The organism is Nostoc sp. 'Peltigera membranacea cyanobiont' 210A (assembly GCF_002246015.1).
Taxonomy (GTDB): Bacteria; Cyanobacteriota; Cyanobacteriia; order Cyanobacteriales; family Nostocaceae; genus Nostoc.
The window spans coordinates 343,010-359,482 of the sequence record NZ_NOLJ01000007.1; the positions used below are offsets into that span (position 1 = coordinate 343,010).

At 41.2% G+C, this 16,473-nt stretch carries 10 protein-coding genes; 5 read left to right on the plus strand and 5 right to left on the minus strand.

Annotated elements, in window-relative coordinates:
- Nucleotides 1–598 precede the first annotated feature (598 nt).
- A complete protein-coding gene (locus tag CDG76_RS23555) occupies nt 599–781 on the plus strand; it encodes a CsbD family protein (protein WP_094351326.1) in 183 nt (60 codons plus the stop codon).
- Between the two features lie 97 nt (nt 782–878).
- On the opposite strand, the gene CDG76_RS23560 is transcribed toward CDG76_RS23555, so the two are convergent.
- Complete coding sequence (locus tag CDG76_RS23560; protein ID WP_094351327.1) at nt 879–1,154, minus strand: hypothetical protein; 276 nt, start codon at nt 1,152–1,154, stop codon at nt 879–881.
- 828 nt (nt 1,155–1,982) lie between these two features.
- Here CDG76_RS23560 and CDG76_RS23565 point away from each other — a divergent pair.
- The 3 genes from CDG76_RS23565 (at nt 1,983) to cruF (ending at nt 8,644) form a co-directional block, all read left to right on the plus strand.
- Nucleotides 1,983–2,423 carry a response regulator gene (locus tag CDG76_RS23565; RefSeq protein WP_094351328.1) on the plus strand — a complete coding sequence of 147 codons (441 nt, stop codon included), beginning with the start codon at nt 1,983–1,985 and terminating at the stop codon, nt 2,421–2,423.
- A gap of 524 nt (nt 2,424–2,947) precedes the next feature.
- Complete coding sequence (locus CDG76_RS23575; protein ID WP_094351330.1) at nt 2,948–7,180, plus strand: chemotaxis protein CheB; 4,233 nt, start codon at nt 2,948–2,950, stop codon at nt 7,178–7,180.
- Between the two features lie 543 nt (nt 7,181–7,723).
- A complete protein-coding gene (cruF, locus tag CDG76_RS23580) occupies nt 7,724–8,644 on the plus strand; it encodes a gamma-carotene 1'-hydroxylase CruF (RefSeq protein WP_094351331.1) in 921 nt (306 codons plus the stop codon).
- 53 nt (nt 8,645–8,697) lie between these two features.
- Here the strand turns inward: cruF and CDG76_RS23585 are convergent, their stop codons facing one another.
- The 4 genes from CDG76_RS23585 to CDG76_RS23600 all read right to left on the minus strand — a co-directional run bounded on the left by CDG76_RS23585 (nt 8,698) and on the right by CDG76_RS23600 (nt 15,101).
- Nucleotides 8,698–9,738, minus strand: a complete 1,041-nt coding sequence (locus tag CDG76_RS23585; protein ID WP_094351332.1) for a chemotaxis protein CheB — start codon at nt 9,736–9,738, stop codon at nt 8,698–8,700.
- Between the two features lie 145 nt (nt 9,739–9,883).
- Nucleotides 9,884–12,238, minus strand: coding sequence for an NACHT domain-containing protein (locus CDG76_RS23590; RefSeq protein WP_094351333.1), 2,355 nt, complete (start codon nt 12,236–12,238; stop codon nt 9,884–9,886).
- A 442-nt stretch (nt 12,239–12,680) separates the two neighbouring features.
- Nucleotides 12,681–13,775 (minus strand): hybrid sensor histidine kinase/response regulator, encoded by a 1,095-nt coding sequence (locus CDG76_RS23595; RefSeq protein WP_094351334.1) that lies wholly within the window; start codon nt 13,773–13,775, stop codon nt 12,681–12,683.
- Nucleotides 13,776–13,988: 213 nt separating this feature from the next.
- Nucleotides 13,989–15,101 (minus strand): IS630 family transposase, encoded by a 1,113-nt coding sequence (locus CDG76_RS23600; RefSeq protein ID WP_094347467.1) that lies wholly within the window; start codon nt 15,099–15,101, stop codon nt 13,989–13,991.
- Nucleotides 15,102–15,693: 592 nt separating this feature from the next.
- Between CDG76_RS23600 and CDG76_RS23605 the strand changes: the two genes are divergently transcribed.
- A complete protein-coding gene (locus CDG76_RS23605) occupies nt 15,694–16,413 on the plus strand; it encodes a response regulator (protein WP_094351335.1) in 720 nt (239 codons plus the stop codon).
- Nucleotides 16,414–16,473: the final 60 nt, after the last annotated feature.

Here is a 16,473-nt window from a genome sequence, read left to right on the forward strand (position 1 = left end):
TATAACCCAATAAGCTTGGGTTAGCCCCAAAAACCTTAAACTACGTAGTTTGACTTGAGGAACGAAACCCAACATTTGCAGGACTTTGTTGGGTTACTGTTTTGCCCTCACCCCCAGCCCCTCTCCCATCCGTGAGAGGGGAGCTAGACATTCAATTCCCCTTCTCCCTTGGGAGAAGGGGTTAGGGGATGAGGGCGTGAGGGATTTGCAAAACGCCTGTCCGATATAGTTTTCGGCTTAAGTTGACATCAATGGTAGGTAGTGTACTCCACTTAGATAAAGAGCGCTGTATTTACCATATACAGTGGTAATAAGCCAAGTTGCTGTTTATTATCATGGCTGTCTACCTGAAATGATAAATGATTTTGTCTGAAGATAGAACAATAGAATGATCCCTTTACCTCTTTTGGATATTAGTTGAATTCTCAAGATGAATTTAACCTTTAAATAGTTATGTACAATGGATACAAATATTTGTCATAAAAACATCGTCAGATAGAAGAATTAAAAGTTTTCTAGAAGTAATCTATAGATATTGCAGCGCTTTTCAAGCAAGCAATAACTAATGACTACGTAACATATTTTAGGAACAAATAATATGAGTATCGAAGATAGAGCAAAAGCTTTTGCTAAAAACGTCGAAGGTAAAGTACAAGAGGCCGTTGGCGAAGTAACTGGCGATCCTAAAGATAAAGCTGAAGGTAAAGCTAAACAAGCTGAATCCCAAGTCCGTCACACGGCTGAAAATATCAAAGATGAAGTTAAAAAGACTTTAGAATAGTACAGCGCGATCGAGGTTTTCCTCGCTGTAACAAGTTGCTCAAGTAACTAGATTTTGACGGTAATGTAATAGGTGAAACTTTATTTAGGAAGAAGGTTTAAGTTAAATAATTATTTACTGAACCTTCTCCCTTTATTAACTCTGTTTTTTGCCTAAGATTTTCAGGCATTTTGACAATAGCGATCGCCATAATATCAGTAATATATTTGACCGTTTTTAGTCCAAAACTACGGAAGCGATCGCCACACAAGTCAATCGTTGGTGCAATATGGGTTGAAATGTCTTTAGTCTTGATTACGTACAAATATGCCGCATTACCACCAAAGATGATGTACACCGATGTGCAAAAAGTTTCATGCTTATTAAATGTCACGGGCAAGCTGCTAATTTTTTCCTTTTATCAGCATTGACCATTCAGCGATCGGTTCAACATAGCTGCCCGCTTTTTCTTATTGGGGACATTTCTACACCCATCATAGTGTAATTTTTTCTCTGTTCATTAAAATAACTTATTTATTTTTTATATCATAAAATTTGTTCCTGAAAATATACATATTAGATAAAATATACGTTATTAAAACATCTATTCAAACATAACCTTTAACAATAAGATGTTATACTCAATACTGGTAATAAAATTTGTCTATTAATAGGTCAAATAAATAATTGATGCTGCAATAAAATTTAGTGTCTTTAGTATACTAATTGCTGTAATCAAAGCTGGTAAGAGAGTAGAGATTTTCAAAGGTAATAACCCGCTCACCATTTTTGTGCAGGGCGGCTACATCATGTCAATAAGCTCAAAAATAGTTGCATAATAGCTATTTATTGACACAGCTTTAGCGTAGGTATAGCCTTTTATACACATCGCTTTGAGTTTGGGGATTTCCAACAAATAAATATATTCAATCTTGTGGGATGGGCTTCCAGCCAGCCTTTGGCTAGGCGCGGGCGAGACGCCCACTCCACAATAAGTAGTTGAGTATTTTTTATTTGGAAGTCCCTTAAGAAACTAAACTAAATGATAAATGCTGATTTTTCGTTGTTTTTAACCTTGGTTGCAATCAAGAGTAATTTAAATGCATTTGCTCTGAGTTTTTGTGCTTAATGATGAGAGGTTTATTGAACTTCAAGCAAGCACAATAGATGTACTACTTAAGAAAATTCCAAAGCTCAAGAAAACCTCAATCTTGGAACTGTGATGGATCTAAAAAATAGATTTCCTACTAATTCTTCATTTCTTCAAGGGCTACGAGTACTCCTTGTAGATAATGATGTCAATTTCTGCAATTCGTTGACGCCGATGTTGCAATCCTATGGTGTGGAGGTGCAAGCAGCATTTTTAGGAGAAGAAGCTCTGGAAATATTTGTGCAATGGCAACCTGATATCCTCTTAAGTGATATTTCCTCGCCAAAGGAGGATGGCTATGCTCTGATTCACCAAGTTAGAACACTCACGGGAGAGCGAGGGAAAGTAGTGCCAGCGATCGCTCTGACAAGCACTGTAACAGAAGATATGTATCAACACGCTCTTTTAGCTGGGTTTAGTCTATGCTTTGCTAAACCCGTAGTTGTTGATGATTTTGTTGCTGTACTTGGCATTTCAGCAATTGCTAATAATCCCCATTCTCATGCTAACTAGCTTTAATTAATGTCTTAGATATAGTAATTTAAGTTTTGAGAATTAATACTATGGGTCATTTATGGATAGGGATAAATATGTTTCAAATGCTAATAATTAACTTGATAAACGATAGAATTAATCTCAGGATTTATCATATCAATGACTTAACTCAATTAATTTTGCTTTTGAGTAGCGGAATTATTGGTATTGGATTTATTCTAGCTTCTTACTTCTTGGCAGTGACTTTGATTTAGAAAACTTAAATGGTTTATAGTTTATATTTTGGGAATATAGGACTCCTGTTTGATTGCGTGAAAAAAATCGGTATAACTCGAAAAGGCTGATTCCCTACTCCCTGCCTATCGCGCTTCTGTGCGAGAGGCTTCTCTTTCAGAGACGCTAACGCGAACGCGCACCATTCAAAGTAGCCTTAATTTATTTTATTTATACTCAAACTATTATTAAATATAGGGCAAGTAAGTAAACTGAATCTAAAATATAAACCTTAGTTGCCAAACCATTGCAGTGTTAAACTTTATCCTATGACATCCGATCAACGCTCTGAACAACCTGTATGTGAATCTACCGCTAATGAAGTGTTCGACGTAGAGCAACAAGACAATAAAGATGCTTTATTTCCCGTCGTTGGTATTGCCGCCTCTGCGGGTGGATTAGAGGCATTTACGGAGGTACTCAGGCATTTGCTTACTGATACAGGGATGGCATTTGTGCTGATTCAACACTTAGACCCTAACCACAAGAGTCTATTAAGCGAGATTCTGGCAAGAACAACTCAAATGCCTGTTATTGAAGTGCAAAATGGCATGACTGTAGAACCTAACAAGGTCTACATCATTCCGCCTAACACTAAGATGATGTTGTCTGGTGGGGTGTTGCAACTCACGCCGCGAGAGAAAGTTCAGGGGAAATATATGCCTGCTGATGCGTTCTTTACTTCATTGGCAGCAGATCGAGGGCACAAAGCGATCGCAGTTGTTCTATCTGGAGCGGATGGAGACGGTTCACTGGGACTGAAGGCAATCAAGGCAGCTGGAGGCGTGACTTTTGCTCAGTGTGAAGATACGGCAAAATTCGATAGTATGCCCAATACTGCTGTTGCCACCGGGAATGTCGATTTTGTACTACCGCCGCAAAAAATCGCCGAGGAACTGGTAAACTTCAGTCGCAATCCTTTTATTTCTAACTCATTGCCACCGATCGCGGTTGAGAAGTTGCCCGAACAGGGAGATGCCCTGGCGACTATATTTGTGTTACTGCGATCGCAAACTGGCGTTGACTTCAGCCACTACAAGCCCAACACCCTCGATCGCCGAATCCAGCGGCGAATGCTGTTGTATAAACTACAAAGCTTGGAGGATTATGCCCAGTATTTGCAAGAGAATCCGAGTGAAGTCAAGGCGCTCTATGAAGAAATTCTGATCCATGTAACCCATTTTTTCCGCGATCCCGAAGCATTTGAACTGTTGAAAGAGCGAGTCTTTCCTACCATCATCGAAAACAAACCAGCAGAGTTGCCGATTCGGATTTGGGTAGCTGGGTGTTCGACGGGTGAAGAAGTGTATTCCATCGCTATCTCCTTGCTGGAGTTTTTATCAAATAAAGTAACCTCGCCGCCGATCCAAATTTTTGCCACAGACATCAGCGAGATCGCGATTGACAAAGCGAGAACGGGTATTTATGCAGAGAATCAAATGGTGGAAGTCTCACCAGAGAGCCGCCGCAGATTTTTTAATGCCCTTGAGGGCGGTGGATATCAAATTAGCAAAGCTGTCCGCGAACTGTGTGTGTTTGCCCGGCAAGACTTGGGCAGCGATCCCCCTTTTTCTAACTTAGATTTAATTAGCTGCCGGAATGTACTGATTTACTTGGGCGAAACGTTGCAAAAACGGATATTGCCCATCTTTCATTACAGTCTCAATCCGACTGGCTTCTTGCTGCTAGGAACTTCAGAAAGCACAGGTAAATATTCGGACTTGTTTACTCTAATTGACAAAAAGTATAAAATATATAGCAAAAAGCTAACTGCAATTCGTCCAACTTTTTCCTTCATTACCAGCAATTATCCGATAGTAAAAGTGGACGAATCAAAGCCGACCAATGAGAATCCATTGGATGAGTTGGACTTAGAGAAAAAAACTGACCAACTAATCTTGAATCGCTATGCCCCAGTGGGTGTAGTAATTAACGACAAGATGGAAGTGCTGCAATTTCGGGGAGAAATCGATCTCTATCTCAAACTTGTACCGGGGAAACCGAGTCTTAACTTATTCAAAATGGTGCGCGAGGGCTTGCTCATCGAGCTACGGGCGACAATTTATCAGGCACAACGGCAAAAAATTCTAGTTAGAAGAGAAGGGTTACAAATTGAAGAGGGCGATCTTTCAAAAATCATCAATCTTGAGGTGATTCCATTCAAGCCTGGGACTGGCGAAGAACTCTACTTTCTGGTTTTATTTGAATCAGCCCCACTCACAATTAACAACCTCAGCACAGTAAATCCTGAGAGCGAAGGGCAGTCAGACTTAGCGCAGGAGATTGTTCTGCTCAGGCAGGAACTTGCAACCGCCATCAAAGAGCGGGCTGCAACTCAAGAGTATCTACAAGCGGTGATCCAAGAGCAGGAGCATATCAATCAAGACCTGAAAGTTGCCAATGAAGAAATTCTCTCCAGCAATGAAGAGTTGCAAAGCACCAATGAGGAGCTAGAAACTGCCAAAGAAGAGATTCAAGCAACCAACGAAGAACTCAACACTACTAATGAAGAACTTCGCTCTCGAAATCTGGAATTACACCAAGTTAACAACGATCTCACGAATTTGCTTGCCAGTATTAATATTCCCATTTTGATATTGACTTTGGACTTACGCATTCGACGTTTTACGCCAATGGCGCAGCGGCTTTTCAATTTGATTCCCGCCGATGCTGGACGACCTTTGAGCGACATCAGAGCAAATCTCGATGTTCCTGAGTTAGAAACTCTAATTTTGGAGGTTCTTGACACACTCAGCATCAAAGAATTAGAAGTCCAAACTCTGGGGGGACATTGGTACAACCTCCGCATCCGTCCTTATCGCACTACAGAAAACAAGATTGACGGTGTAGTGTTGGTGTTAATAGATATTGATGTTCTTAAACGCAGTGCAGTAACGTTAGAACAAGCCCGGAATTACGCTGAAGCGATTGTGGAGACGGTACAAGTGCCGTTAATCGTCCTTGATTCTGATTTCCGGGTGAACAAAGCCAATCGCTCGTTTTATCAAACATTTCAGGTTTCACCATCAGAGACAGCCCAATCTCTGATTTTTGAACTAGGGAACGGTCAATGGAACCTGCCCGGACTGCGATCGCTCTTAGAAGACATTCTCGCCAACGATACCAATATTCAAAACTTGGAGATAGAGCATCGTTTTGAGCAGATTGGGCAGAAAACTATGCTGCTGAATGGTTGGAAAATTATTCAACAGGGAGAGGCTCAAATGATTTTGCTGGCGATTGAAGATATCAGCGATGCCAAACAGTTTGAGTTAGAGCGATCTAAGCTTCTAGCACAGGAGCAGTCAGCCCGTCAACAGGCGGAAACTGCCAACCGAGCCAAAGATGAATTCCTGTCGAACCTCTCCCATGAACTTCGTAACCCGCTCAATATTATACTGGGCTGGGCGCAACTTTTCCGTAACCGCGATTTAGATTCTTCAGCAGTCACTCGTGCCTGGGAAGTAGTGGAGCGGAGTGCTAAGGTGCAAGCTCAGTTAATCGATGATATGCTGGATGTATCACGGATTACGAGTGGAAAGCTTCATTTAAACACTCGTCTAATCGATCTAGTTTCAGTAGTGGATGCCGCCATTGAGTCTGTCCAATTGTCCGCAGAGGCGAAAGGCATTCAAATTATTTCACAGTTGAACTCGGCGACAGTTGTCGGAGATTTTGACCGTTTACAGCAAGTTCTGTGGAATTTACTAACTAATGCCATTAAGTTCACTCCAGCCGATGGACGAGTGGGAATTATGCTCGAAGCTGTATATAGTCACGCCGAGATTCGAGTCAGCGACACAGGAATTGGCATCTCGGCAGACTTGCTGCCCTATATTTTCGATCGCTTCCGCCAAGGAGATTCCAGCAGTAGCAAAACAACTCAGGGACTTGGATTAGGCTTGTCAATCGTCCGTCATCTGATAGAACTTCACGGTGGAACAGTTCAAGCGCAAAGTCCAGGTGAGGGACTAGGAACCACGATCCTTGTCAGGCTGCCTCTGCGCTCAATGCCGTTGGAGATTACACCGCCAACTGATTTAGAGCCAATCATTTTGTCAGAGACTCAGCACACATTAAATGGTAAAAATCCATCCTTGAGCCTTGAAGGATTATGCATCTTAGCTGTAGACGATCAAGCGGATAGCCGCGACTTAATCAAGTCGATGTTAGAAAATTTCGGGGCTGAAGTAGTAATTGTGACATCGGCAAGGGAAGCGATCGCTGCTTTAACTGAATCTCCTGGCAAATATGATGTGCTTCTTGCAGATATTGGGATGCCAGGGGAGGATGGTTACTCCCTGATTCGTCAGGTGAGAGAGCTTGAAGCTGAAGCTGGGGGACAAATTCCAGCAGCAGCAATCACTGCCTATGCCACCGAACAAGAGCGGCAAAGAGCAATTGATGCTGGTTTCCAAACGCATCTAGCTAAACCGATTGACCTTACTCAATTGGTATTGATGATTGCAGATTTGAGTGGACGAGGGACAGATAATTCGTAATTCGTAATTCGTAATGACGCTCCTGCGTCGCTAACGCTGCGCTAACGTAATTCGTAATTGAGGTACAGAGCAACTAATTTTAACGTGAGTTTGACGAACCTCTCCCTCCCAGCCTCCCTCTCCGAAACGGAAAGGGAGGAGTAGCGAAAAATTCAGCTTTTGCTCCCCTCTCCGTGTCGGAGAGGGGTTGGGGGAGAGGTCAAATAATACTTCAAAACTTATAGTTACTCCTAAGATGAATTTATCCAAAAATCCAATTTGGACAAACAATTAGAGCAAGACTTCAATATCATTAATGCTCATTTTAGCTGATTATAAATGGAAGAATTCAGAATCCAGAATCCAGAAATCAGAATTAAGAAGACTTTGATACCTAAACTTAATAAGTTTAATAAAATCAAGAAGTTATTTTATGCTTGATTTGACAATTATTCTGGCTCCTGACTCCTGACTCCTGAATTCTGTTCGATAAATGCTAGAAGATTTTTAAACAATGGCTAGGATGAATAGCGCTTCATTAGCAGCGAGTAAAAAGGAATTATCATGAGACAACTTGTTATTGCTGAACGCATAAGCCTTATTGGTCATATCGTGTCAATGATATTTGGATTGGTAGGGATATTACTGGTTGTACCTAATGCCCAAGTAATTTTCGACTTATCTGAGGTTGGACAAACTGTCATGCAATGGAGTATGGCGGGAGGCGGTGTAGTTTATATGATTTTAGGTGCAGCAGGTGTTTTCTTGTATGCCATGCGGACTTTAGGTTTAGGTAGCGCCTTGGCATTTCTGTTGCCATCAGTATTTATTTCTCTAGGAAGTGAATTACTAGGAACCAGTACTGGTTTTCCATTTGGCCATTATAGTTACCTAAGCGGTTTAGGTTATAAGATTGCGGGTTTAGTCCCATTTACAATTCCCTTGTCGTGGTTTTATTTGGGATTTGTTTCTTACCTGCTGGCACGTGCAGGTTTAGAAGTGGACAAAAAACCCAACTTGTGGCGTCATATAAGTGCGATCGCTTTGGGTGCTTTATTACTAACCTCCTGGGATTTTGTTCTTGATCCTGCAATGAGTCAAACTTCTCTACCCTTTTGGTATTGGCAACAACCAGGCCCATTCTTTGGAATGCCTTACCAAAACTTTGCGGGGTGGCTGGGTACTAGCTCAATATTTATGAGTGTGACTGCACTGTTGTGGAGAAACAATCCAATTAACCGGGAGCGATACCTGCGGTGGGCTTTGCCAACGCAACTTAATATACCTTTAGCAGTTTATTTAAGTAACTTTGGTTTCGCTACAGTCATGAGCTTAACAGCTGGATTCTTTGTACCCGTGTTGCTAGGCTTGTTGCTGGGTGTCACTCCCGCAGTGCTGCTGTGGTTGAAAGGCTCATCTACACCTGTCCAAGTTCTCATGGAAGCACCAGAAATCTCTGTAGCTAGAGTCATTGCAGCGAAATGAAAGGTTTTGGATTTTTATCTAGCGATAGTGATTAAAAAAGGTTAAACCTACAGCTACTCAGCGCGCTCTTCCTCTATTGCAGCAATAGTTCGTTTCGTGGCAAAGCCGTTGAGAATTATGCCTCGAACTAAGGACACCTCTTTATCCAAATTCATTGCATGATCCTCAAATTTTGTTGCGGCACTAGTTAAATTGGAGTTTCTCATCTGTTCTGCCATTTGACGGGAGAATGTAATCTTTTCTTCCATTACCCGCACAGCCGACCACAGCGCATTTTCGAGATTCTGAGTTTGCTCTGCCAGAAACACATTAGCTGTAAAGGAATGCCCTATGTGACAGCGAAACCGTAGGGGCTGTTCTTTGCCAATTTGCCAAATGCTGCCGTTGCATTCAGGGCAGGTGTAAGTCGTTCTAGTCCCGATCGCTTCTACATTCTTTAAAAACTCCTGGGTATTCATCTGCTGTTCAGCAATCTTGGATTCAATTTCGATCTCTTGGGTCACGGGATATGCCTCCTCCTGGGCGGCGGGTTCCTTTGATAACTCCACTAGTAGGTCTGGGATTTCTGCAAGCGGCAGGCAGTAATCGACATTCACATACCGCAAGGCGCTCTTGGCCATGCTGGGGTATTCTGCTTCGTTTGGGTCTTGAACGATCGCTACTCCGCCCCGTTTCTTGATTGCCTGCAACCCCACCGTGCCATCATCAAGATAGCCAGTGAGTACCACACCTACCACCCTTGTACCATAAGCGCGGGCGGCTGAACGAAATAACGCATCGATCGCGGGGCGAAAGCGGTTTTCTTGAGGGCCGCGCACGACACGCATCGAGCCTTGATTGACCAACAGGTGATAATCGGGCGGTGCGACATAGATGCGCCCGGTTTGAATTGACTCTCCATCTACCGCGTGAGATGCTGGGAGAGAGCCTACATCTGCAAGAATTTGGGGGAGAATGCTGGGCTTATCTGCTGCAAGGTGCTGAACAATAAAGAAGACAGCATCAATCTCAGCAGGCAGAGCGCCTAAGATTGCGCCCAGCGCTTTGAGTCCGCCTGCCGAAGTACCAATAACAATAATGTCGTGTCCAAGCATAGATTCCTTTTCTTAGTGAATAAAAGCGTTTTAGGAAACTCCAAAAAATAAATTATCCAATTTCACTCTTTCAAAACGACACTTCAGCGTCGCTCAGTGACCACTTTCCCTCCCCCTGCTCCCTGCTCCCTGCTCCCTTGCCCGATCACAATCCCTGCCATTCTCGCTTGGAGAGTTCTTCTATCGGCAATAAACCGGCTTCAATCTCCTGGCGCACAACGTCTGTGATCTCACAGTTGCTATTAAGGCAATCGATAAGCAACTGATTGGCATTGTAATATTGTTGCAATACTTGCTGTTGCTGTGGGCTGAAGTGCCAGTGATGCTCAATGTTTCGATGCTTGGCGATCGCAGTTTTTAACTGTTCCATCCAAGCAGGATAACTTGTTTGCCACCATGTCTGAATGCTTTCTCTACTTTGTTCTGGATCGGGCAGTAGGTCTTGAAGTTGTTGTAAAGCTTGATGTAAGCCAGCATCTTGAGCGATCGCTAAAGCATAACTCAAAGCATCATCGCAGGCATGGGCATCGGCAAAATTAGATTTGCATTCCATTACTAGGTTATCTAATGCCGCATCCAAAAAAATACCCTGATCGAAGATGCAGACCAGGGCAAAGTACGCAGTAAGGTGAGGAGTCCTAGCCAGGGCAAAATAAAACGCCCAAATTGCAGCAGACTCAGGAGCAGCAAAAGACTTTTGACTTTTGACTTTTGACTTTTGACTTCCCCATTCGCGCAGCGTCCCGTAGGGAAGGGGCTGACTTGCCCAAGTTAGAAATTTTTGCAAATATGGATCTTGAGCAACTAGCGCATCAACTTCTTGCTTCATCAACAGTACTAAGAAATCTGCACTCCGCAGCATGGCAGCGGTTAACAAAAAGATTTCGCGCCACCTGGGTTCAGTAATATGACTCACCAGACGTTCTAACGGTCGTTCTAATGCTTGTAAATTATAACTGGCAACGATTTTTCGAGCAGTTAGGTATTCTTGAAACGTCAAATAAGAGAAGGAGAAAATTCCCCGCACTCGTTCTGCTAGTAATCCATGTTGTAATTCTATCGCCTGAAGTACCCCTTCACTATCTAATTGCAATTCCTCTGGTTCCGTCGAAGCATTCGGTAAATCACAGATATAATCGCTAATGTATTGTTCAACAATGCGTTGTTCAAAAAAGTAATTACCCTGGTCAAATGTCGCGCTAGCAACCTGACTCAGCAACTTCAAATTTTGTGATAATAAGAAACCTTCGTACACTTCATCCCGTTCAATTGCTTTAGTTTCATCCCATTTGCCCAGGAGAAGGTCTAAACATTGCTTATAAAACGCAATTTTTTGGTTTGGAAATTTATTCTGTTGATGAAAAACGCCGCAGACGAGATGTAAAAACAAGGGGGAGGTGGCAAGTCTACGGAATTGTAAGTTTTCGGGTAAATCTAGTTTCTTAATAAAATCAATTGCCTGTTCTTGTTTATTCTGGATGTTCGTTTTTGTAAGTGCTGTAAACCATTTCTGAGCAAAAGCAACAATTTGGTCTTGACTAAATGGGGCAATTTCAACATCTGTAAAGCGTCTAAGGTTGAAAGCTTTAGCCGCCGTGCGGCAGGTGACGACAAATATATTCTTTTGATACTTTTCAGAGAATCTGCGAATCTCATTGGCGACACCCTTCCTTTCTTGATGAAGCACTTCATCTAATCCATCCAGCAACAGCAACACTCTGCCCTCTAACAATAAAGTTTCCAGCACAGATGGATCTGAAATTCCACAGGTGAGGAATTCTTTGCAAATATAGTTCAGTAAATTGAACTCTCCTGCTTCTTTAGATTCGTCGGCAAAATCTCTTAAGGTGACAAAAATGGCAACCCGATTTGCAGCAAATCTCCCTCGGTTGCATTGAATCGCCAGATGTTGTAAAAAAGTGGTTTTACCTGCTCCCGGTTTACCCAACACCCGCAGCTTTGAATAAGTTTGAACTGCCGCGATCCCCGCGATTTGTGTTTGGGATACTTCACCTAAACCAAAGCGATCGAATTCTTGTGATGTAAACTTTTGCAAGTCAGCAAAGTCTAACCACTGAAGGCTGGCAATCTCCTCCAAAATGTTGACATCTATGTAAATGTCGTCGATTCTAACGGGGCGACTAACATCTAATAACTGCAAAGTGCCGCACTGGTCTTGAATTTTGTCGAAGCGTTGCGATCGCACAAATTGTACTAGAGCATCAATATCTAAAAATTCAGCAGCACCAAGTTCTTTTGATTCAGAAAATTTTTCTGGAGGATTAGCCGCAATCTCCCGCCAATTCAATGACAACACAGAACAAATTTCTATAAAGATATGACGGTCAACCGAACGCCCAGTAAAAAACCGCCAAATTGGTTGGCGAGTCTTTAAGTTGACTTCAAAAGCTAAATTGTCTTGTGTCCACCCTTTATGAGCGAACGCTTTTTTGGCTTGTTCAATCCCGGTAACTGATGCTTCGAGCGATCGCTTGACCATAGAAGCTTACACACATCAAATAAAAATTCTTCAAGTTGACATTAGACATTATTGCAACATACAGTTTCGGAACTACTTAGAAACTAAGTGAACTATTTTGGCTATTTTTAAATGTTGATGATTTATTTCAACCATCTTCAGCCAAAATCATGTATTTGGATTATTAGCAGTATAAATTAACTTTTTAAAGTATATTTTATAACTTTGTATTTGGTGTTATGGAAAGTTTTTCTATATCTAGTAGCTTTGTCCTGCGGCAAGTCCAAAGTTTATGTACGATTGAATAATCACAATTATTGTACCACTTTTAAGAAACAAGGCAGAAGGCAGGAGGGAAGAGGATTTGACTTGTTTCTTCCATCCATAACGTCGAATTTGTATTTATGCGTGGTAGTGCCAACGATGTATGTACAATAGTAATAATTATTTTGTCTGCCTACTTTTAGTTTTCGCCAGTCACAGGTAGACGTATAGTAAATGTACTACCCTGTCCTGGTTCAGATTTCACATCGATTGTGCCTTGATGTGCTTCGATAATACAGCGAGAAAGATATAGTCCCAAGCCACTACCAGAACGTTGGTGTTTCCCTTGACGAAATCGCTCGAATAATATTGCCTGATCTGGTTTAGAAATTCCTGGCCCTGTATCTTGGATATCAATATTCACAGCTACCGGAGTCAGATAGCAGTGAATATTTACAGAGCCTTTGTCTGTAAATTTGATGGCATTGCCGATGAGATTTGTCAAAACTCGCCGCAGTTCTAAGCGATCGCCCATAATGGTGCTTGCAGTTTCACCTCGATCGATGTTTACAGCTAATCCTTTTTCTTCAGCTAAAGGAGTTAATTCTTGGGAAACTTCATTAACTAATTCCTGAATATTGCAGGGAGAAATTTTTAAGGTTTTACAGCCCGCTTCATGACGATAAACTTCTAACAAGGTATTTACCATTTCCAGCAGGTCTTGATTGCTGCCAATCATGGTATCAATTATTTCTTGCAATTGTGGCGAAACATCGCAAAATCTGCCTTCCAGCAATAATTTTAATACGCGGTTGGAGGCTACTAGGGGTATGCGTAAATCGTGAGTAAAACGCGAGACAAAATCTGCACGCAGGTTCGCCATCTGATCTCGTTCGTCGATACTATGCTTGAGGCGCAGGAGCGATCGCACCCTTGCATGTAGTTCATCGGGATCGAATGGTTTGCGAATGAAGTCATCTGCACCAGCGTCAAGTCCTTCAACAACGCTAGACTTATAGTGAGCCGTAAGCAGCAGAATCGGGATAAATGGTAACGCCTGATTCTGTCGGATGCGCCGAGTAAATTCATAGCCATCTAGCTCCGGCATCATCACATCTAAGAGAATTATGTCTGGCGGTGACTCTTCAACCATAGCCAGAGCAATCTTACTATCTTCTACCAAGCTAATTTCATAGTCCTCATCTTCTAGGACTGCTTCTAAGACCAGTAGATTATCAAAAACATCATCGACAACGAGAATTTTATCTTTTTTGACAGTTTTAGGTAAAGGCATGGCTAAATAAAAAAGAAGTGCTTGGCTATCCCTAGCAAATCTAGTAATAGCTTACTTCACCAGCGCTGAGATTATTAACGATTAACATTTTCTTTTAGAGTTTCCTCAGTTCAATACCTGCTTTCTACGTAATTTAACTGATTTTTTATTTATTTAATGTGCTATTTACTTAATAAAATATTATTTTTACAAGTATATTAAGCTATTCCACATTTAAGTTGCAATAGTAATATTACCCTTATTCTTAATTTTTCTTCCCCATTTAATAATTAATTCTCCTTGATTTAACAGCTTATCAAGTAAATTTTTTAGTTCATCGACTGATTTAAATAACCTGTGGGCTACATATTCTTTAGCTGAATGCCATACCAATTCTACTAAATTCATATCTGGGCTATATGCCGGCAGAAAATATAGTTGAATGTTTGGCAACTCTTTCTCAATTGCCTCTATAATTACTTTCTTTTTATGGTAACTAGCGTTATCCAGAATAATTAAAATTACTGGGCCATTCTCGGAAAAATTAGATTCTAGATTTCCTGCTAAAACCCATTCTTTTTTCACAAATTCATTTAATTTTTTTAACTGCGCATAAAAAATTTCACCATTCCCTTTCTCAATGAAATAACACATTCTCTTGCTGTCGTGATATCTTACTCCTCCCATTATATTTACACGCCCGCGACTCCTCTGACCTGTTACTTTTTTACTCGAACCTTTTTTGCTCCAATTTTTACGTCTAATTACCCTGAGACTAAAACCACTCTCATCCCAAAACCAGACTTGTAACCTTTCAGGGCAAGACTTTGAAGCTTCTAGATATCCAAGCAGTTTTTCTTTAAAGACCTCTCTTTTTATCGGATCTTGCTTATCCTCTAGACTGTATTTTGCCCAAAGGTAAGCATACTTTTTTTGCTTTAATATTCTCCTGACTTGTTCTCCGCTTAACTTAATATCAGTTCTTTTGTCTAAATATGTAGCTAATCTTGCTGTTGTCCATCGTCCAAATTCATAGCCTAATTCACTTGGTTCTTTGTCAATAACTTCCATTAATAATTCAATATATTCATTTGTTGCTTTCTGGTAATTTCCTTTTCTCCTGCCATCTTTTAGACTTTCTAAATTGTCTGGATCACCATGAACACACCAATATGCTACACTTCTACATGAACAGCCTAAAAATTCACTTATCTCCTGATAAGTTTTTCCATCATTCATCAGAAGTAACATCAATATTCTCTGTATAAATTGAGAGCGATCGCTATCTTTTAAAGCTTTTTGTAAATTGTCTTTTTGAGATTGAGCTAGAAACCCTTTAGCAGGCATGATAACGCTATAGACACGGATATATCTATTTTACCATTTATGCAATTTAAATGTGGAACAGCTTAGTCACCTGAACAATCCAATTAATATGAGTGTTTGGGTGCTAGAGAGAGTTATTTAGTCCTTTTTCTGTACATAATACCGCTCAAAGTAAGGGTAACTACTTAATAATCAACGCGATGTGCAACTTATCCTTAGAACCCCACTACCATTCCTCTCCCCCACTCCTGAGAGGCTTTGATTCTTGCTCCCCAACGCTAGTAGGGAAGGGGTTGGGGGTTAGGTCTGAGAGAAAGTTGCACACCGCGTTAATCACCTACTTTTGCTTGCTACCAAATTTTTCATGAAAAATTGTTTAGCATAAAACATCGAGCGTTAGGTTAATGTATAAAAATATTTTTTGATTGAATTATATTGTCATATCGAAACTCTTGCCTTAGAAAAGCTTACGAGATAAGGTTATTTATGTCTAATGGTAGATGAAGTTCAGGGAATAATACCAAACGCATTGCTTTTTGTATAAGATCCCGAATAGAAGAACGAGATTATTTTAATCTGTACTTTAGATAAATAACAGTAAAGTTAAGTAACTATGAGTGAAATCAAGATCCTTGTGATTGAAGATCACAACCTGACAAGAATCGGCTTGCGGTCTGCCTTACAAACTCAGCCAGAGTTTAACATTGTTGGTGAAGCAGCCAATGCAGCCGACGGCATCAAGCTTCTGAAAACTCTCAAGCCGGATGTTGCTACTATTGACATTGGTTTGCCTGACATGGATGGTATTGAGCTAACACGCACATTTAGGCAACATCAGGCAGAGAATGAGGACTACACAACAAAGCTGCTAATTTTAACGATGCAAAATAGCGAACAAGCAGTTTTAGCAGCATTTGCAGCAGGTGCAGATTCTTATTGCATGAAGGATATAGAAACAGAGAAACTAATAGAGGCTGTGCAAACAACTTATGCAGGTAGCTCATGGATCGATCCAGCGATCGCAGACCTTGTACTACAACAAATACGTCAAGATTTCCCCGATGGCAGCAGAGGCGCATCTGGAAAAAGAGTTTTGATTGAAGGTATTGACGCAGATACAGAGAAAAGTATAGTCAGTTATCCTTTAACTCACAGAGAGATGGATGTTTTAGAGTTGATTGTTGCTGGCTGTGACAATGCAGAAATTGCTAAAAGGCTCTATTTAACAGTCGGTACTGTCAAAACTCATGTTCGAGGTATTCTCAATAAACTCTGTGTCGCTGACCGGACACAAGCTGCTGTCCGTGCGTTGCGCGCGGGATTAGTACCGTAAGCAAGTAAATAACCATTATCAACTGCTTACACAAGAACACTTAACAAATAAATAAAAATC